The organism is Stenotrophomonas sp. Steno-C15, from assembly GCF_056393265.1.
Map to the genome: position 1 here is coordinate 33,932 of NZ_JBWJPF010000005.1, position 16,580 is coordinate 50,511.

Annotated in this window: 21 protein-coding genes; 4 read left to right on the top strand and 17 right to left on the bottom strand. The window is 67.4% G+C overall.

Annotated elements, in window-relative coordinates:
• Positions 1-15: 15 nt before the first annotated feature.
• Positions 16-966, top strand: a complete 951-nt coding sequence (locus tag AC06FB_RS06065) for an aspartate carbamoyltransferase catalytic subunit (RefSeq protein ID WP_065174526.1) — start codon at positions 16-18, stop codon at positions 964-966.
• A gap of 92 nt (positions 967-1,058) precedes the next feature.
• On the opposite strand, the gene AC06FB_RS06070 is transcribed toward AC06FB_RS06065, so the two are convergent.
• From AC06FB_RS06070 to AC06FB_RS06150, 17 genes are all read right to left on the bottom strand, one after another.
• Positions 1,059-1,550: an REP-associated tyrosine transposase gene (locus tag AC06FB_RS06070; RefSeq protein ID WP_461288966.1), complete on the bottom strand. Its 492-nt coding sequence runs from the start codon at positions 1,548-1,550 to the stop codon at positions 1,059-1,061.
• A 101-nt stretch (positions 1,551-1,651) separates the two neighbouring features.
• Positions 1,652-2,470, bottom strand: a complete 819-nt coding sequence (locus tag AC06FB_RS06075; RefSeq protein ID WP_197600954.1) for a carboxylesterase family protein — start codon at positions 2,468-2,470, stop codon at positions 1,652-1,654.
• A gap of 70 nt (positions 2,471-2,540) precedes the next feature.
• Entirely contained in the window at positions 2,541-2,807 is a 267-nt protein-coding gene (locus AC06FB_RS06080) for a hypothetical protein (protein WP_053519409.1), read from the bottom strand.
• 57 nt (positions 2,808-2,864) lie between these two features.
• Entirely contained in the window at positions 2,865-4,226 is a 1,362-nt protein-coding gene (gene mgtE / locus AC06FB_RS06085) for a magnesium transporter (protein WP_053519410.1), read from the bottom strand.
• Positions 4,227-4,396: 170 nt separating this feature from the next.
• Positions 4,397-6,166 (bottom strand): phosphoenolpyruvate--protein phosphotransferase, encoded by a 1,770-nt coding sequence (gene ptsP, locus AC06FB_RS06090; protein ID WP_065174530.1) that lies wholly within the window; start codon positions 6,164-6,166, stop codon positions 4,397-4,399.
• A 2-nt stretch (positions 6,167-6,168) separates the two neighbouring features.
• Positions 6,169-6,438 (bottom strand): HPr family phosphocarrier protein, encoded by a 270-nt coding sequence (locus AC06FB_RS06095; RefSeq protein WP_053519412.1) that lies wholly within the window; start codon positions 6,436-6,438, stop codon positions 6,169-6,171.
• Positions 6,431-6,823: a PTS sugar transporter subunit IIA gene (locus AC06FB_RS06100; protein ID WP_065174531.1), complete on the bottom strand. Its 393-nt coding sequence runs from the start codon at positions 6,821-6,823 to the stop codon at positions 6,431-6,433. The genes AC06FB_RS06095 and AC06FB_RS06100 overlap by 8 nt, the downstream gene beginning before the upstream one ends.
• 136 nt (positions 6,824-6,959) lie before the next feature.
• Positions 6,960-7,844 carry an RNase adapter RapZ gene (rapZ, locus tag AC06FB_RS06105; protein WP_053519414.1) on the bottom strand — a complete coding sequence of 295 codons (885 nt, stop codon included), beginning with the start codon at positions 7,842-7,844 and terminating at the stop codon, positions 6,960-6,962.
• A gap of 27 nt (positions 7,845-7,871) precedes the next feature.
• Positions 7,872-8,822 (bottom strand): HPr(Ser) kinase/phosphatase, encoded by a 951-nt coding sequence (hprK, locus tag AC06FB_RS06110; RefSeq protein ID WP_053519415.1) that lies wholly within the window; start codon positions 8,820-8,822, stop codon positions 7,872-7,874.
• Entirely contained in the window at positions 8,819-9,271 is a 453-nt protein-coding gene (locus AC06FB_RS06115) for a PTS sugar transporter subunit IIA (protein ID WP_053519416.1), read from the bottom strand. Before AC06FB_RS06115 ends, hprK begins: the two co-directional genes overlap by 4 nt.
• Positions 9,272-9,292: 21 nt before the next feature.
• Complete coding sequence (gene hpf / locus AC06FB_RS06120) at positions 9,293-9,610, bottom strand: ribosome hibernation-promoting factor, HPF/YfiA family (RefSeq protein ID WP_005415556.1); 318 nt, start codon at positions 9,608-9,610, stop codon at positions 9,293-9,295.
• A gap of 58 nt (positions 9,611-9,668) precedes the next feature.
• Positions 9,669-11,102, bottom strand: a complete 1,434-nt coding sequence (locus AC06FB_RS06125) for an RNA polymerase factor sigma-54 (protein WP_461288965.1) — start codon at positions 11,100-11,102, stop codon at positions 9,669-9,671.
• A 40-nt stretch (positions 11,103-11,142) separates the two neighbouring features.
• Positions 11,143-11,862: an LPS export ABC transporter ATP-binding protein gene (lptB, locus tag AC06FB_RS06130; RefSeq protein WP_065174533.1), complete on the bottom strand. Its 720-nt coding sequence runs from the start codon at positions 11,860-11,862 to the stop codon at positions 11,143-11,145.
• The gene (gene lptA, locus AC06FB_RS06135) at positions 11,862-12,395 is read right to left on the bottom strand and encodes a lipopolysaccharide transport periplasmic protein LptA (protein WP_065174534.1); all 534 of its coding nucleotides are present in this window, start codon (positions 12,393-12,395) and stop codon (positions 11,862-11,864) included. The genes lptB and lptA overlap by 1 nt, the downstream gene beginning before the upstream one ends.
• Positions 12,396-12,500: 105 nt before the next feature.
• Positions 12,501-13,076 carry an LPS export ABC transporter periplasmic protein LptC gene (gene lptC, locus AC06FB_RS06140; protein ID WP_053519420.1) on the bottom strand — a complete coding sequence of 192 codons (576 nt, stop codon included), beginning with the start codon at positions 13,074-13,076 and terminating at the stop codon, positions 12,501-12,503.
• The gene (locus AC06FB_RS06145; protein WP_053519421.1) at positions 13,073-13,621 is read right to left on the bottom strand and encodes a KdsC family phosphatase; all 549 of its coding nucleotides are present in this window, start codon (positions 13,619-13,621) and stop codon (positions 13,073-13,075) included. Before AC06FB_RS06145 ends, lptC begins: the two co-directional genes overlap by 4 nt.
• Before the next feature lie 66 nt (positions 13,622-13,687).
• On the bottom strand, positions 13,688-14,689 hold the full coding sequence (locus AC06FB_RS06150) for a KpsF/GutQ family sugar-phosphate isomerase (protein ID WP_065174535.1): 1,002 nt from the start codon (positions 14,687-14,689) through the stop codon (positions 13,688-13,690).
• A 54-nt stretch (positions 14,690-14,743) separates the two neighbouring features.
• Between AC06FB_RS06150 and AC06FB_RS06155 the strand changes: the two genes are divergently transcribed.
• From AC06FB_RS06155 to AC06FB_RS06165, 3 genes are read left to right on the top strand one after another with little or no spacing between them, the layout of a single operon-like run.
• The gene (locus AC06FB_RS06155; RefSeq protein WP_053519423.1) at positions 14,744-14,974 is read left to right on the top strand and encodes a BolA family protein; all 231 of its coding nucleotides are present in this window, start codon (positions 14,744-14,746) and stop codon (positions 14,972-14,974) included.
• A 22-nt stretch (positions 14,975-14,996) separates the two neighbouring features.
• On the top strand, positions 14,997-16,268 hold the full coding sequence (murA, locus tag AC06FB_RS06160) for a UDP-N-acetylglucosamine 1-carboxyvinyltransferase (RefSeq protein WP_053519424.1): 1,272 nt from the start codon (positions 14,997-14,999) through the stop codon (positions 16,266-16,268).
• The gene (locus AC06FB_RS06165; protein ID WP_053519425.1) at positions 16,265-16,576 is read left to right on the top strand and encodes a hypothetical protein; all 312 of its coding nucleotides are present in this window, start codon (positions 16,265-16,267) and stop codon (positions 16,574-16,576) included. The genes murA and AC06FB_RS06165 overlap by 4 nt, the downstream gene beginning before the upstream one ends.
• Positions 16,577-16,580: the final 4 nt, after the last annotated feature.

Below are 16,580 nucleotides of genomic sequence, written 5' to 3' on the forward strand. Positions count from 1 at the left end.
TGCACGATTCCCGCCATGACCGCCCAGCAACTCGATGCCTCCGGCCGCCTGCGCCACCTGCTGACTCTTGAGGGCCTGCCCCGCGACACCCTGCTGCAGCTGCTCGACCGCGCGGGGCAGATCCGCGACGCGGCGGTCGGCCGCGTCGGCAACAAGCGGCACGTGCTGGCCGGTTCCGCGGTGTGCACGCTGTTCTTCGAACCGTCCACCCGCACGCGCAGTTCGTTCCAGCTGGCCGCGCAGCGCCTGGGCGCCGACGTGCTGAACTTCGATGCGTCGACCTCGTCCACGCGCAAGGGCGAAACCGCCTGCGACACGCTGCGCAACCTGGAAGCGATGGGCGTGCGCGGTTTCGTGGTGCGCCATCCCGATGATGGTGCCGTGGCGGCACTGGCCGAAGCGGCGGGCGAGGGCACCGCCCTCGTCAACGCCGGCGATGGACGCAGTTCGCACCCCACCCAGGGCCTGCTGGACATGCTGACCCTGCGCCAGGCCAAGGGCCCGGATTTCTCGAAGCTGAAGGTGTTGATCGTCGGCGACGTGAAGCACTCGCGCGTCGCCCGCACCGACCTGCACGCACTGCGCACGCTGGGCGTGGGCGAGATCCGCGTGTGTGGCCCGCAGTCGCTGCTGCCGGACGACGAAACCCTGAAGGGCTGCGTGGTGGGCGAGGATTTCGACGCGATGCTGGAAGGGGTCGACGCACTGATGATGCTGCGCCTGCAGCGCGAGCGCATGGAAGAAGGGCTGGTGCCGTCGCTGGAGCAGTATCACGACCAGTACGGCCTGACCCGCGAACGCCTGGCCCGCGCCGGCAAGGACGCCGCGGTGCTGCACCCCGGCCCGATCAACCGCGGCGTGGAAGTGACCGACGATGTGGCCGATGGCCCACAGTCGTGGGTGCTGCGCCAGGTCGCCAACGGCGTCGCCGTGCGCATGGCCGTGCTGGAAACCCTGCTGGGCTGACCACCCGCTCTGGTAGGTGTCAGCCTTGGTTGACACACTTACCGCGCGGCTTGTCCGCGCACCGCTCTGGTAGATGCCAACCTTGGTTGGCACTATCCATCCGCGCCCAAGTTGTCGAGCGGATCACACGAAGCGCCAAGCTCCCATTCGCACCATGCATGGGGATATTGCCCAAGCCGCGTCGTCAGCCCGGCCCTGATCGGATTTCCCATCAGATACATCGCATGCCGGTGCAACGATTCGTCAGAGCGGATCGCATGATCGTGATAGCAGGCCTGCCAGAAGCGCCCGACTCGCCCCAGCAACCGGTTTACCTGCTGGGCGGTGCGCGACTTGAAACGCTTCATGACGGTTTCCAGCGTTCCCGCACGTAGTTCGACCAGCCAGTGGATGTGGTCGGGCATGACCACGTACGCAATCGAGCGGGTGAAGCCTTCCTGATCCAGTCGCTGGAATTCGCGGACTGCCAAGGCGGCCGCTGCGGCGTTGGTGAAGAGCGGCGCGCGGTCATGGACGACGGTGTTGAGGATATAGCTGAGGCCGATGCTGGAGCGACGACCGAGCAGGAGACGTGTGTTCTGCATGGAGCAAGCATGGACGGGCCTGCTTCCAGTGAACATCGGGGAATGGGTTGGTTTCAGGTAGGCCAGTGCCAACCAAGGTTGGCAACTACCGAAGCTATGGCTCAGCGCTTCTGCGCGAACAACCACGCCCACATTGCCGGGTCGGCGTAGGTGGCATCCCAGGCGTTGTGGTTACCTTGCGGATACTCGGTGTAGCGTACGTCGGCGGCGCCGGTGGCCTGGAACGCGGCGTGCAGGCGGCGGTCGTCGTCTGGTGGCACCACATCGTCAAGCGCACCATGGAAGATCCAGATCGGCGTGTGCCGCAGGCGCTGTGCAATCGCGGCATACGGATCGGCTTCGTTGGCGACCTGCTCCACGAACAGGGTCGGCCGCACCGCGCGGGGGGCCAGCACCGCGCCGCAGACCGGCACGATCGCCGCGAAACGGCGCGGGTCATCCAGTGCGATGTTCCAGCTGCCGTAGCCGCCCATCGACATGCCGGTCAGGTACTGCCGGGCCGGGTCGGCACCGAACTCGGCGAGGGTGGCGTCGAGTGCGGCCAGGGCCACCCGGTTGTTGCGGCCGCTCCATTCCTCGTGCCCGGGAACCTGTGGGAACACCACCAGCGCCGGGAAGTCGCGGTGGTCGCGCAGGTAGGGGCCGAGCCCGGCGTGAGTCTGCTTCACGCCATCGCCGCCACGCTCGCCAGAGCCGTGCAGGAACAGGATGACGGGCACATCGACCGGCGCGGCACCCTGCTGCGCCGGACCACGCGGCTGCAGGCCCGCGGGAATGAACACCTGGTAATAGGCCGTCCGGCCATCCACCTTCACCGCACGCGCCTCGAAGCGTCCGTGCGTCCGTTCGGCGGTGCTGGCGCAGCCTCCTACCATCAGGACCAGCAGCAGCGGCAACCAGCGTGCAAGCAGACGAACCATGAGCGCGTTTCCTGATCTGGAATCGTTTTCATGGTAGTCCAGTCGCGCCTGGCCAGCATCGTGCAGCGCGTCACTCGGGCCGGGGGGCGCTGGCGACGATGTCCAGCTGCTCCTGCGCTTCAGCGTTGCCTTCGGCGGCGGCGGCCCGTACCTGTGCCAGATCCGGGTGCAGCACCACCAGCAGCGGGTTCTCGCACACCGGGCAGTCGTACTCGGTGGCATCCTCGTCCAGCTCCATCACCATTGCCCGCGAACTGCCCTTCCATTCGCACGCGGCACAGGTATGCAACTGGTCGCGCCAACCCGGCTGGAAGTAGTTTTCGATCGTGGTTGCCATGGGGTGTTCCAGTGGGAATGGGCCCCGCGCCCCGACCGGCGGCAGGGCGCAGGTCGGTCAGTGCAGCAGCACCAGGGTGGCCAGGCCGAGGAAGGTGAAGAAGCCCATCGAATCGGTCACGGCGGTCAGGAAAATACCGCTGGCCAAGGCCGGATCGAAGCCGAAACGTTTCAGGGTCAGCGGCACCAGCACACCGGCCAGCGCGGCGAACAGCAGGTTGAAGGTCAGCGCGATGGCGATCACCGCCGACAACCCCGGCGAATGGAACCAGGCCAGCACGATCAGGCCCAGCACGGAACCCAGCAACAGGCCGTTGAGCAGTGCCACCCGCACTTCCTTCCACAGCAGGGTGCGTGCATTGGATGCGCCCACCTGGCCCAGCGCCAGGCCGCGCACCATCAACGCCAGCACCTGCGTGCCTGCGTTGCCGCCGAGGCCGGCGACGATGGGCATGAGCACCGCCAGCGCCACCAGCTTGTCGATCGTGCCTTCGAAGTGACCGACCACGCTGGAGGCGAGGAAGGCGGTACACAGGTTCACCGACAGCCACATCAGGCGACGGCGCATCGCGCGCCACACCGGGCTGAACAGATCCTCGTCCTCGTCCAGGCCGGCGGCGCCCAGCGCCTGGTGCTCGGCCTGGCCACGGATGATGTCGACCACGTCATCGATGGTGATGCGGCCGACCAGAATGTTGTTGTCGTCCACCACCGGCGCGGAAATCCAGTCATGGTCGGAGAACTGGCGGGCGACCTCCTGGTCGCTCTCGCCGACATCGATCGCCGGCTGTTCGTCGTCGATCAACCGGTTGATCGGCGTGGTGTCTTCATGGGTGACCAGCGCTGCAAGCGAGACACGGCCAAGATACTGATGGCGGCGGCTGACCACGAACAGGTGGTCGGTATGGTCCGGAAGTTCGCCGCGCAGGCGCAGGTAGCGCAGCACCACGTCGACGTTGACGTCGGCGCGCACGGTCACCACGTCCGGGTTCATCAGGCGGCCAGCGCTGTCCTCGGGGTAGGACAGGACCTGCTCGAGGCGCTCGCGGTTCTCGCGGTCCATCGACTTGAGGACTTCGTCGATGACCGTGTCCGGCAGGTCCTCGACCAGATCGGCCAGGTCGTCGATGTCCAGGTCTTCGACCGCGGCGATGATCTCGTCCGGGTCCATGTCCGCGAGCAGGCTCTCGCGCACGTCGTCGCCGACGTGGACCAGCACCTCGCCGTCATCTTCCGGATCGACCAGGCCCCACACGACTTCGCGCTTTCCCGGCGGCAGCGATTCGAGCAGGTTGCCGATCTCGGCGGGGGCCAGAGTATTGACCAGGCGACGCACCGGTCCCAGCCGGCCACTGTCCAGTGCATCGGACAGCATCCGCAGTTGGCGCGCAGTCTTGTCGTGGCGTACAGCTTCAGCCATCGCAGCTCCCGCGGGATAAGAAAAGCCGCGATCCTGGCAAGGATGCGGCAACAAGGGTGTTCAGCGCGTCATTATCGCAAGGGGATGTTTCAACGCATACCCCGGTGTCTGCGGCCAGCGGGGTCCATGAATTCCGCCGGGCATGGCCCGGCGAGCGCGCAGCGCGGCCGTCAGGGCGTATCGGCCACCAGTGCCAGCCAGCGCTCGATGCCGCGACGGTCCCGCGCGGCCAGCAGCTTCGGAGCGCGGGCGCGCAGGGATGCCAGGTCGGCCTCGCGGATCGCGCGGCGGACTTCCAGCAGCGTGCCCGGATGCAGGCTGAACTCGGTCAGGCCCAGTGCCAGCAGCAGCGGCGCCATGCGTGCGTCCCCCGCGATCTCGCCGCACACCGCCACCGGCACACGATGGCGTGCGCCGGTCTCGATCACCATCTGCAGCAGGCGCAGCACCGCCGGGTGCAGCGGCGAGTAGAGTTCGCCCAGCGCCTCGTTGTTGCGGTCGGCCGCGAGCAGGTACTGCACCAGGTCATTGGTGCCGATCGACAGGAAGTCGACCAGGTCGATGAAGCTCTCCAGCGCCAGAGCAGCGGCGGGTACTTCGATCATCGCCCCCAGCGGCACGTGGTCGGCCACCATGTGCCCTTCCGCGCGCAGTTGTTCGGACAGCTTGAGCATGCGCCGGCGCACGGCCAGCAGCTCTTCTCGCGTGCTGATCATGGGCACCAGCACCCGCAGCTTGCCATAGGCCGAGGCACGCAGAATCGCCCGCAGCTGGGTGTCGGCCACTTTCGGCCGTGCCAGCGACAGGCGCACGCCCCGCAGGCCAAGCGCCGGGTTCTCTTCGTTGCTCAGGGTCAGGCCGGTACGATCCGCTTTGTCCGCACCCAGATCGAGGGTGCGGATGGTCACCGGCCGCCCGCTCATGCCCAGCGCGGCGTCGCGGTAGGTCCGGAACTGTTCTTCCTCGTCCGGCAGCTCGTTGCGCTGCAGGAACAGGAATTCCGTGCGGTACAGACCCAGTCCCTGCGCGCCGAGGGCGTGGGCCTGGGTTACGTCCTCCAGCGATTCGGCGTTGGCCAGCAGGGCGATGTCGACCTGGTCGCGGGTACGGCTGGGTTTGCTGCGCAGGCGTCCGAGCTCCCGCTGCTCGCGGGCGTGTTCCTTCAGTCGTGCGCGATAGTCACGCAGGTTGTCGGCCTGCGGGTTGACGGTGATGCTGCCGTCGGCGCCATCGACGATCAGCACGTCGCCATCGGCAACGCGGCTGAGCAGCTGCGGAACGTTGACGATCAGTGGCAGGTGCAGACTGCGGGCGAGGATGGCGCTGTGCGACAGCGCGCTGCCGGCGGCGGTGACGATGCCCACGACGCCCTGTGCCTGCAGTTGTGCCAGCTCGGACGGCGCGATGTTGTCGCAGACCAGGATCTCACCGGCCAGCCCCTTCATCACCGGCGCACGCTCCGGCTGCAGGAAGGCGTGAATGCGGCCGATCACATGATCCAGATCGTCCATGCGGCTCTTCAGGTAGGCATCGTCCATGCCATCGAAGACCTTGGCCAGGCGGTCGCGCTGCAGGCGCAGGGCGTATCCGGCGCTGTACGGGCCGCTGCGGATCAGCTCATCCAGGCCGAACAGCAGCTCCGGGTCGTCCAGCAGCAGCGCGTGCAGATCGAGGAATTCGCCTACTTCCTGGTTCAGTGCGCCGTGCAGGCGCTGCCGAAGCTCATGCATCTCCGCGCGCGCGGCATCCACGGCGTGATGCAGGCGCGTCAGCTCGGTTTCGATCTGCTGCGGTGCCACGCGCTGTTCGGCAACGTCCAGCGCATGCGGCAGGCGCACGCGTGCACGCCCCATCGCCGAACCCCGCGCAGCGCCATGACCAGCCAGCAGCTGGACCGGCCGTTGGCCGGAAGGGAGCTGGCCGGCGCGGGCGCGCGGCACGATCAGCTGTCCTCGTCGAAGCGGCGTTCGAACAGGTCGACCACCGCGTCCATCGCGGCGGCTTCGTCTTCGCCACTGATGCGCACGGTGACCGGGGTGCCCTGGCCGGCAGCGAGCAGCATCACGCCCATGATGCTCTTGGCGTTGATCTCGCGGCCCTTGGCAGCCATGGTCACGTTGCACCGGAACGGTGCCAGGGTCTGCACCAGCTTGGCGGTGGCCCGGGCATGCAGGCCCAGGCGGTTGCTGACGGTGAGTTCTCGTTCAAGCATCGTCGACTATCGCTCCATTACGGGTACCCGCCGCAGCGGTGGCGGGCAGTTGATCCAGTGCCTGTTCCGGATAATTCATCACCCGCAGCAACATCGGCAGGCTCAGCGCCGACACCCGGCGAACCGGGGTCCCCAGCCGGGCCAGCTGCCCGGCAAGGTTGGCGGGGCTGGCGCCGTACAGGTCGGTCAGGATCAGCACGCCTTCTCCACCATCAACCCGCCGCAGCGCGGCCGAGGCGAGGGGGAGCAGAGCATCCAGGTCTGCGTCGAACGGTACTTCGAAAGCTTCGGTCTTCAACGGCAGCTGCCGCAGGAGCCGGGTCGCCACGTCAAGCAGGGCGGCGCCGACCCCGGGATGTGTTACGAGGAGAATGCCACAGGTCATTACTGCACGTTAACAGGTCAAGGTGAATTGGCGATAGCCGCAGATGAGGGGCACTGTGTCCCGTATTCAGCGTCCCCCGCCTGCTGGCCCATCCCGCCTCTCCGCGGGGCGGTCGGGCGCACCCCGGCCGGGCCTCTCAATCCTGCTCGCGGTGATAGGTGGCCACGTCTTCCCAGCCCATTTCGCGGGCATGCCGGGCCATCCGTTCGGCCAGATAGACCGAGCGGTGCTTGCCGCCGGTGCAGCCGAAGGCCACGGTCACGTAGCTGCGTGTGCCGTCGCCCAGCTTCGGCAGCCAGGTGTCGAGAAAACCCATCAGCTGTGCGAGGTAGCACTGCACGTCCGGCTGGGCTTCCAGGTAGTCGCGCACGCCCGGCTCGCGGCCACTGAGCGCACGCAGCTCGGGATCCCAGTGCGGATTGGGCAGCACCCGCGCATCGAAGACGAAATCCGCTTCGGCCGGCACGCCACGCTTGTAGGCGAACGATTCGAACAGCAGCGACAGGCGGGTTGCGTGGTCCAGCGTGAACTCGGTGATGATGCGGCGGCGCAGCTGGTGCACGTTGAGCGCGCTGGTGTCGATGATCGCGTCGGCCTCCTGGCGCAGCGGTGCGATCAGTTCGCGCTCGCGGGCGATCGCTTCCGGCAATGACAGACCGAGCTGGCTGAGTGGATGGCGGCGACGGGTGTCGGCATAGCGCTTGAGCACCGCCTCGTCGCTGGCTTCAAAGAACAGCACCTTGGTTTCCACGCCAGCATCGGTGGCCAGTTGCCGCCAGTTGGCCAGCTGGCTCAGGTCGGCCTGGCCGCGCACGTCGATGCCGACCGCCAGCCGGCGCGGCGCGGCGCCGTCATGGTGGGCCAGCAGGCTGCGCACGAAGTCCGGCAGCAGCTGGATCGGCAGGTTGTCCGAGCAGTAGTAGTCCTGGTCCTCGAACGTCTTCAGGGCGACGGATTTACCCGAGCCGGACAGGCCGCTGACGATGATCAGGGTCGGGGCGGTGGGGGCAGCGGTGCTCATGGACAGACTCTTCGAAGGCCAGGGAAATCAGGGTGTTCGCCGTTCCAGCAGGTTGCTGTGGCGCGCGATGAACATCGCGGCCGGGTCGATGCCCTTGGTCCGCAGGATATGCAGGCGGGTGGCCGCCTCGGTCAGCACGGCTAGGTTGCGGCCGGGCATCACCGGCAGCGTGATCAGCGGCACGTCCAGGTCCAGCACATGGCGGGTACCGGAATCGCCTGTCAGGCGTTCGTAGCCATGCGGAGTGGGCTCGGTCATCGGCTTGGTCAGGTGGACGATCAGCCGAAGGTACTTGTTCTTCTTTACAGCCGTGTCGCCGAACATCTCGCGCACGTTCAGCACGCCCAGGCCGCGTACTTCCAGCAGGTCCTGCAGCAGTTCCGGGCAGGTGCCGTCGAGCACGTCCGGCGCGATCTGGGTGAATTCAGGTGCATCATCGGCCACCAGGCGGTGGCCACGGCTGAGCAGTTCCAGCGCCAGCTCGCTCTTGCCCGACCCGGCTTCGCCGGTGATCAGTACGCCGATGGAGTAGATCTCCATGAACACGCCGTGCAGGATCACGCGCGGCGCCAGCGTGCGTGCCAGGTGGTAGGACAGATGATTGAGCAGTTCGTGGCCGCGCTTGGGAGATACCCACAGCGGCGTGCCCGACTCGTCGGCGGCCGCGCGCAGGTCTTCCGGACAGGGCTGGTTGCGGGTAATCACCAGCGCCAGCGGGTGCGACTGCATGAGCTTTTCGATCGTCTCCCAGCGCTGGCGCGGTTCCAGCGCGTCCAGCCAGGACAGTTCCTCGGTGCCCAGGATCTGCACCTTGTTGGGGTAGATCGCATTGAGGTAGCCCGCCAGCGAGGGCCGGCGGGAGACGGTGTTGCCGGCCTCAAGCTCGCGCTTCTCGCCGGATTTTCCCGCCACCCAGCGCAGGCCCAGGCGTTCGCGCTGCTGTTCGAACAGTTCGCGTGCGGTGATGCTGGTATTCATGCGGCACTCGCCGGGGGCGTGAGATCCAGGGCCTGACGCAGTGCCCGCGCGTCGCCGGCGGCGCGCAGCGCCTCGCGGATGGCGGGGGCGGAGAACAGTTCGGCCAGTTCGGACAGCAGCATCAGGTGCTGATGGGTGTAGTGGGCCGGAACGGCCATCGCGAACACCAGGTCGACCGGCTCGTCGCCCCCGAAGTCGACGGGGGTCTCCAGTCGCAGCAGGGCGCCGCGTGGGCGGTCCAGGGTCGGCGCGCGGCCATGCGGAATGGCGATGCCGCAACCGATCGCGGTGCTGCCCAGCGCCTCACGCTGGCACAGGTTCAGATAGATCTGTTCGGCATTGGCCTGGCGGCAGGCCAGCAACCCGGCCGCGGCCTTGAGGACGCTGTCGCGGTCGGTGGCCGTGCAGAGCTGGGTCTGCACGGCCGCCAGGAGGTCAGTCAGGGGCATGTCTGCGGGGAACGGTGGCGATCAGCCGCCATTGTCACCCACCGGCAGCGGTGCGTGCTGCTGTTTTTTCTCCTTGTGCTTGATCACCAGGCGGTCAAGCTTGTCCGCAAGCAGGTCGATCGCGGCATACATGGTCTGGCCGCCGGCCTCGGCGTGCAGGGTCTGGCCGGGAATGTTGAGGCTGGCGTCGACGTGGTGTTCGGTCTTCTGCAGCTTGAGGGTCACCCGCGCTTCGCAGTGCTGGTCGAAGTGCTTTCCGATCCGGGCCAGCTTCTCCTCTACATAGGACTGCAGGGCCGGGGTGACTTCGACGTCTTTGCCAAACGTTTCGATGCGCATCGGGTTTCTCCTGTGTTCGGATGTGCCAATGAACCTCTCCGCCGGGCGCGGCGGTGCGTCAAGCGATTCTGACCCTTTCGTGCGAGGCGGAAATGTTCATGGCTTCACGATACTTCGCCACGGTGCGTCGCGCCACTGGAATTCCCGACGATTTGAGCAGGTCAGCCAGCTTGGCGTCAGAAAGGGGCTTGCGCGGGTTTTCGTCATCGATCAGGCGCCGGATCATTGCCTGGATGGCGGTGCTGGATGCCTCACCGCCGCCTTCGGTATCGATTCCCGACGCGAAGAAGGCGCGCAGCGGCAGGGTGCCGCGTGGGGTCCGGACATGCTTGCGGGCGATCGCCCGCGAAATGGTGGATTCGTGCAGGCCCAGTTCGGTGGCGATCTCACGCAGGGTGAGCGGGCGCAGTGCCTGTTCGCCGAACTCCAGGAAGCCGGACTGCTGCAGGATCAGGCAGCGCACCACCCGCAGCAGGGTCTCGCCACGCTGCTGCAGACCTTTCAGCAGCCAGCGCGCCTCCTGCAGCTGGGCGCGCAGGTAGCCGGCGTCGGCCTCACCGCAGCGGCGGATCATCTGTTCGTAACCGCGGTGGATGACCACCTTCGGCCCGGCATGGCCGGCCAGCGCGGCGCGCCACACGCCGTTCTGCCGCCAGACGACTACGTCCGGCACCACGTAGGTGTCCGGCGACAGCGGCGCGATCTGGGTGCCCGGGCGCGGGTCCAGCGACCGCAGCAGGGCCACGGCGGTCTCGACATCGGCCAGGGGCTGCCGGAGTTCGTGCGCCAGCCCAACCACGCCGCTGCGCGGCAGCCGCTCCAGCGGCCCGGCAGCGACCTGGCGTGCCAGGGCAAGGCCAGGTGTGTCGGCCGCCAGTACGTCCAGTTGCAGCTGCAGGCATTCGCCCAAGCTGCGTGCCGCTACTCCGACCGGATCGAAGCGCTGGATCTGGTGCAGTACGGTGAGGATCTCGTCCTCGCCGGCGTGGATCGCCGGCAGCAGGGTTTCGGCGATGGTGGACAGCGGTTCGCGCAGGTAGCCATCGTCGTCCAGGGCGTCGATCAGGGCAGCCCCGATGCTGCGGTCGCGTGCGGACAGATGCGACAGGTGCAGCTGCCACAGCAGGTGGTCGGCCAGGGTCTCGGTTTCGGCCACGCGTTCGGCCGCGCTGCCGCTGTCGTCATCGTCGTCGAAGCTGCCGCCGCTGCCGCCGCTGCCGGCGGTGCTCCAGTCCGGTTCCGCCGTTGCCCAGTCGTCCTCCGGGCCGGCGTCGGCGCGTTCGGGCGGGGCGTCATCGCCGTTGCCATCGTCGCCGGCAGCGGCATCGCTCTCGTTGCCTTCGGCCCAGTCCAGCAGCGGATTGCTCTCCACCGCCTGGGCGATCTCCAGTTCCAGCTCGGTGCTGGACATCTGCAGCAGCTTGATCGCCTGCTGCAGCTGGGGCGTGAGCACCAACTGCTGTCCCAACGATGTCTGCAGCCGAGTCTTCATGCCTGTGCCGAAGAGGGGGAATGGAACCCGGCAGCTGCGGTCACAGCTTGAACGAGTCCCCAAGGTAGACGCGACGTACGTCGGCATTGTCCAGGATCGATTCCGGCGAACCCTGGGCCAGTACGGTGCCCTCGGCGAGGATATACGCGCGGTCGCAGATTCCCAAGGTCTCGCGCACGTTGTGGTCGGTGATCAGCACACCGATGCCGCGCTGCTTGAGGTGGGTGACGATGCGCTGGATCTCGCCAACCGAGATCGGATCGACACCGGCAAACGGTTCGTCGAGCAGGATCAGCCGGGGTTGCGCCGCCAGCGCGCGGGCGATTTCGCAGCGGCGGCGCTCGCCGCCGGACAGGCTGGCGCCAAGCTGTTCGGACACATGGCCCAGCTGCAGTTCGTCCAGCAGGCTGCTCAACTCGCGCTCGCGGCCCGCCGAGTCCAGATCCTCGCGCAGTTCCAGCACCAGGCGGATGTTGTCGGCCACGGTCAGCTTGCGGAACACCGAAGGCTCCTGCGGCAGGTAGCCCACGCCCTGCTTGGCACGGGTGTACATCGGATCGCCGGTGATGTCCTTGCCATCGAGCACGATGCTGCCGGCATCGGCGGCAACCAGGCCGACGATCATGTAGAAGCAGGTGGTCTTGCCGGCACCGTTGGGGCCGAGCAGGCCGACCACTTCGCCCGCTTCGAGGGTGAGCCCGAAGTCCTTGACGACCTCACGTTGCTTATAGCGCTTGCGCAGGCCCTTGGCGACGAGCATTACTTCCGGCTCCCGGCCGGCTGCGCCGGCGTGGTGGTGGCGGCAGGCGTCTTGTTCTTGGGCGGGATAACGGTGCGCACGCGGCTGCCGTCGCCGCCGGAGTTCATCTCGCCGGTACGGGTGTTGTAGACCATGCGCTGGCCGGCGTTGGTGCCGCGCGCGCTGGTGACCTTGTAGTTGCCGGTGAGGGTGATGATCTCGGTCTTGATGTCGTAGTCGATGCGGTCGGCGAGCGCATCCATCCAGGTGCCGTCATCAAGCTGCTGCTTCAACTTCGCCTGCTTGCCGGTGAACACCACACGCACCGGCTCGCCGTCCTTGAGATAGATCTCCGCTTCGGACGAGCGCAGGTCCAGCGTGCCCTGGGTGATGATCACGCCCTGCGACAGCACGGTTTTGCCGTCGCCGGTGAGCATGCCGTTCTGTGCACCGGCATCGATGTTCATGGGCTCGTTGCGGTCGGTCGACTTCGCCTGCGCGAGGGCGGGGACAAGAAGACTGAGTGCGAGCATGGCTGCAAAGGGGATCTTCATCGGGGTCCGTTCTGCCGGTGGTGGCTGCCCGGTCAGGAGGGCAGCGGCGGGTGGGGGCTGCCGGCGCCGCGCCTGTCCAGGGACGTCGCGGGCCGGGCGGCGGAATCAGCGTCTGGGCGTGTAGCGACCCTTGGACTGGCTGAGGAAATGATACGTGTTGTTCTTCGAATCCACCTCGAACCCGACGCCGGACTGCTCCATGCCGGGGCGGGTCATGGTCACCAGGGCGTCGGTCCGGGCCCGGCTCTCCTTGGGGAACACGTCCAGGTGGTCGGTGCGGAAGGTGGTCGGCACGACGCCGGGGGCAGCCGGACTGTCACCCGCCACCTTGCCGCGCAGCTTCAGTTCGTCACCCTTGGCGCTCAGCCAGCCGGTCTCCGCGCGCAGGGTCCAGTGCCTGCCGTCCTTGTCGGGCATCTCGAACAGCGGCGTGGCGATGTTGATGGTCTGGTCGCCGCGCTGCCGCTCCAGCCGCGGCGCGCGCAGGGTGGTCGATTCCTTGCCCTGCTCGTCCAGGGCGACGATCTGGAAGTCGTGCAGGATGTAATCCACGCCGACTTCCTGGCCGCTCTGGGCCGGGCCCTTGTCGCGGTTGCGCAGCGCGGCCCAGCTGCTGAGCAGGGCCGCCAGCAGCAGGCCGATGCCTAGCACGGTGCGCCAGTTCACGGTCGGTGCGTTCATGCGCCGTACCTCGCCAGGACCGACGCGACATGACCCTGCGCGGCCAGCAGAACGTCGCACAGCTCACGCGCCGCGCCGCGCCCGCCTTCGGAACGGGTCTGCCAGTGCACGCGTTCGGCGATCCACGGATGGGCATTGGCCGGCGCCACGGCCAGGCCGACCGCACCCAGGGGCGCCAGATCCGGCAGGTCATCGCCAAGGAAGGCGACCTGTTCCAGGCCGATGCCGCGCTGGGCACACAGAGCCTGCACGCTGGCCAGCTTGTCGCCCACGGCGATGTGGGTATCAATGCCGAGATCGGCACCGCGCCTGAGCGCGGACTGGCTGTTGCGCGCGGTGATCAGCACGGGGTGGATGCCGTGCTGCTGCAGCAGTTTCAGGCCCAGGCCATCCTGCACGAAATACGCCTTGCTCTCGTTGCCGTCCTGGTCGTAGTACAGCCGACCGTCGGTGAGGGTGCCGTCCACGTCGAAGCAGGCCATGCGGATCCGCGCCGCAGCGGCATGCAGGTGGGCGGGGAAGGCGGGCAGGGGGGACCAGGGCATCAGGACGTTGAACTCGATCAGGGCAGGTGTGGGGTTACAGACTGAATGGGGTCTACGGACTGTCGGTTAAACCACCCGGGCCCGCAACAGGTCATGAATGTTCAGGGCGCCGACGGCGCGGCCCTGGTCATCGACCACGATCAGGCCGTTGATCTGCTGGGTTTCCATCTGGCGGGCGGCCTCCACCGCCAGCTGGTCGGCTCCGATGGTGCGGGGGTTGCGCGTCATCACATCGGCGATCTTTGCCGTGCGCACGTCCAGCGCACTGTCCAGTGCCCGGCGCAGGTCACCGTCGGTGAACAGGCCGATCAGCACGCCCTCGGCATCGACCACGGCGGTCATGCCCAGGCGCTTGCGGCTCATCTCCACGAGGGCTTCGCTGAGGCTGGCGCCGGCATCGACCTTGGGCAGATCGGCACCGGTATGCATGACGTCGGTGATATGCAGCAGCAGGCGACGGCCAAGGCTGCCGGCCGGATGCGAGCGGGCGAAATCGTCAGCGGTGAAGCCGCGCGCATCCAGCAGGGCCACCGCCAGCGCGTCGCCCATCGCCAGCGAGGCGGTGGTGCTCGAGGTCGGAGCCAGCGCCAGCGGGCAGGCCTCGGCCGGCACGCTGACGTCCAGGTGGACGTCGGCGGCGGTCGCCAGGCTGGACTGCGGGCGGCCGGTCATGGAGATCAGCACGTTGCCCTGGCGCTTGAGCACCGGCAGCAGCATCAGCACTTCGTCCGATTCGCCCGAATAGGACAGGGCCAGTACCACGTCGGCTTCGGTGATCATGCCCAGGTCGCCATGGCCGGCCTCGCCCGGGTGCACGTAGAACGCCGGGGTACCGGTGGACGCCAGGGTTGCGGCGATCTTGCGCGCCACATGGCCTGACTTGCCCATCCCGGTGGCGACCACCCGCCCGCGGCTGCCCAGGATCACCTGGCAGGCCTTCTGGAAGGGCTCGCCCAGGCGCTCGGCGACCGCCTGCAGTGCCTGCTGCTCGATCTCGAACACGCGGCGGCCGCTGGCCACCAGGGCGGCCGGCTCGACGGAACGGGGGGGCGGGAGGGACTCGGCCATGCGGACGCCACGCAGCGGAAGTAGAATGAGGGTTCATTTTATTAGGAAAGCCCGTTGGACGCCGACACCATCCGCAACCTGATCGAAACCGGCCTGCCTGGCGCCCGCGCCGATGTGCGGGGCGACGATGGCGTGCATTTCGAAGCGACCGTGGTCTGCGACGCCTTTGCCGGCAAGATGCCGCTGGCCCGCCACCGCATGGTCTATGCCACGCTGGGCGACCTGATGGGCGGCGCGATCCACGCGCTGGCGCTGAAAACCGTGACCCCGGCCGAAGCCGGCTGAACCGCAGAAGATCCCGAACCCCATGGCCAAGATCGTTGTGACCGGCGGCGCTGCGCTGCACGGTGAAGTGAGCATCTCCGGCGCCAAGAACGCCGTCCTCCCCATCCTCTGCGCGACCCTGCTGGCCGATGAGCCGGTGGAGATCACCAACGTGCCCCACCTGCACGATGTGGTCACCACGGTGAAGCTGCTGGGCGAACTGGGCGCCAAGGTCACCATCGACCAGGGCACGCTGTCGCGCGGCAGCGCGATCGTGGTCGACCCGCGTGCGGTGAACCAGCACGTGGCGCCGTACGAACTGGTCAAGACCATGCGTGCGTCGATCCTGGTGCTGGGTCCGCTGCTGGCCCGTTTCGGTGCGGCCGAAGTGTCGCTGCCCGGTGGCTGTGCCATCGGCTCGCGTCCGGTCGACCAGCACATCAAGGGCCTGCAGGCGCTTGGTGCCGACATCGTGGTCGAGAACGGATTCATCAAGGCTTCGGCCAAGCGCTTGAAGGGTGGCCACTTCACCTTCGACATGGTGAGCGTGACCGGGACCGAGAACGTGCTGATGGGCGCGGTGCTGGCCGAAGGCACCACCATCCTCGACAACTGCGCGATGGAGCCGGAGGTGACCGATCTGGCCCATTGCCTGATCGCTCTGGGTGCGAAGATCGAGGGCCTCGGCACCGCCCGCCTGGTGATCGAAGGCGTGGAGCGCCTCTCCGGTGGCCGTCATGAAGTGCTGCCCGACCGCATCGAGACCGGCACCTTCCTGGTGGCCGCCGCGATGACCGGCGGCAAGGTCACGGTCAACCGCGCACGTCCGAACACCATGGACGCGGTGCTGTCCAAGCTGGTCGAGGCGGGCGCCCGGATCGAGACCACCGAGGACAGCATCACCCTGGACATGCAGGGCAAGCGGCCGAAGGCGGTGAACCTGACCACCGCGCCGTATCCGGCATTCCCGACCGACATGCAGGCGCAGTTCATGGCGCTCAACTGCGTGGCCGACGGCGTCGGCGTGATCAACGAAACGATCTTCGAGAACCGTTTCATGCACGTCAACGAGCTGCTGCGCCTGGGCGCGGACATCCAGGTCGAAGGCCATACCGCGATCGTGCGTGGCAGCGAGCACCTGAGCGGCGCGCCGGTCATGGCCACCGACCTGCGTGCATCGGCATCGCTGATCCTGGCCGGCCTGATGGCCAGCGGCGATACCACCATCGATCGCATCTACCACCTCGATCGCGGCTACGAGAACATCGAAGAGAAGCTGTCTTCGCTCGGTGCCACCATCCGGCGCGTGCCATGATCCTTCGCGGAAAATTCAGCCCGCGTCGCAAGGCGCTGCTGGCGCTGGTGCTGATCGTGCTGGCGTGGCTGGGGTATGCCTGGTACGCCGATATCGCCATCACCCGCGGCATCGAGCAGAAGGACATGGACTGGAACGGTGACGGCACGGTATCGCGTGACGAGATCATCCAGTCGTTCTATGCCGTGTCGGTGAACGACAGCCAGGAAGGCAACCGCCATTGCCGCACGTTCGTCTGGCGCGGAAGCGGTGAGCAGATCCGGGTGGACTGCCGCACCGAGTTCAAACCGGCCGAAGAGAAGAAATGAAAAA

Excerpts from the sequence above, each read along its gene's own strand:
- AC06FB_RS06065 (WP_065174526.1), top strand. The coding sequence starts at position 16 with ATGACCGCCCAGCAACTCGATGCCTCCGGCCGCCTGCGCCACCTGCTG.
- AC06FB_RS06070 (WP_461288966.1), bottom strand. The coding sequence starts at position 1,550 with ATGCAGAACACACGTCTCCTGCTCGGTCGTCGCTCCAGCATCGGCCTC.
- AC06FB_RS06075 (WP_197600954.1), bottom strand. The coding sequence starts at position 2,470 with ATGGTTCGTCTGCTTGCACGCTGGTTGCCGCTGCTGCTGGTCCTGATG.
- AC06FB_RS06080 (WP_053519409.1), bottom strand. The coding sequence starts at position 2,807 with ATGGCAACCACGATCGAAAACTACTTCCAGCCGGGTTGGCGCGACCAG.
- mgtE (WP_053519410.1), bottom strand. The coding sequence starts at position 4,226 with ATGGCTGAAGCTGTACGCCACGACAAGACTGCGCGCCAACTGCGGATG.
- AC06FB_RS06095 (WP_053519412.1), bottom strand. The coding sequence starts at position 6,438 with ATGCTTGAACGAGAACTCACCGTCAGCAACCGCCTGGGCCTGCATGCC.
- AC06FB_RS06100 (WP_065174531.1), bottom strand. The coding sequence starts at position 6,823 with ATGACCTGTGGCATTCTCCTCGTAACACATCCCGGGGTCGGCGCCGCC.
- rapZ (WP_053519414.1), bottom strand. The coding sequence starts at position 7,844 with ATGAGCACCGCTGCCCCCACCGCCCCGACCCTGATCATCGTCAGCGGC.
- hprK (WP_053519415.1), bottom strand. The coding sequence starts at position 8,822 with ATGAATACCAGCATCACCGCACGCGAACTGTTCGAACAGCAGCGCGAA.
- AC06FB_RS06115 (WP_053519416.1), bottom strand. The coding sequence starts at position 9,271 with ATGCCCCTGACTGACCTCCTGGCGGCCGTGCAGACCCAGCTCTGCACG.
- hpf (WP_005415556.1), bottom strand. The coding sequence starts at position 9,610 with ATGCGCATCGAAACGTTTGGCAAAGACGTCGAAGTCACCCCGGCCCTG.
- AC06FB_RS06125 (WP_461288965.1), bottom strand. The coding sequence starts at position 11,102 with ATGAAGACTCGGCTGCAGACATCGTTGGGACAGCAGTTGGTGCTCACG.
- lptB (WP_065174533.1), bottom strand. The coding sequence starts at position 11,862 with ATGCTCGTCGCCAAGGGCCTGCGCAAGCGCTATAAGCAACGTGAGGTC.
- lptA (WP_065174534.1), bottom strand. The coding sequence starts at position 12,395 with ATGAAGATCCCCTTTGCAGCCATGCTCGCACTCAGTCTTCTTGTCCCC.
- lptC (WP_053519420.1), bottom strand. The coding sequence starts at position 13,076 with ATGAACGCACCGACCGTGAACTGGCGCACCGTGCTAGGCATCGGCCTG.
- AC06FB_RS06145 (WP_053519421.1), bottom strand. The coding sequence starts at position 13,621 with ATGCCCTGGTCCCCCCTGCCCGCCTTCCCCGCCCACCTGCATGCCGCT.
- AC06FB_RS06150 (WP_065174535.1), bottom strand. The coding sequence starts at position 14,689 with ATGGCCGAGTCCCTCCCGCCCCCCCGTTCCGTCGAGCCGGCCGCCCTG.
- murA (WP_053519424.1), top strand. The coding sequence starts at position 14,997 with ATGGCCAAGATCGTTGTGACCGGCGGCGCTGCGCTGCACGGTGAAGTG.
- AC06FB_RS06165 (WP_053519425.1), top strand. The coding sequence starts at position 16,265 with ATGATCCTTCGCGGAAAATTCAGCCCGCGTCGCAAGGCGCTGCTGGCG.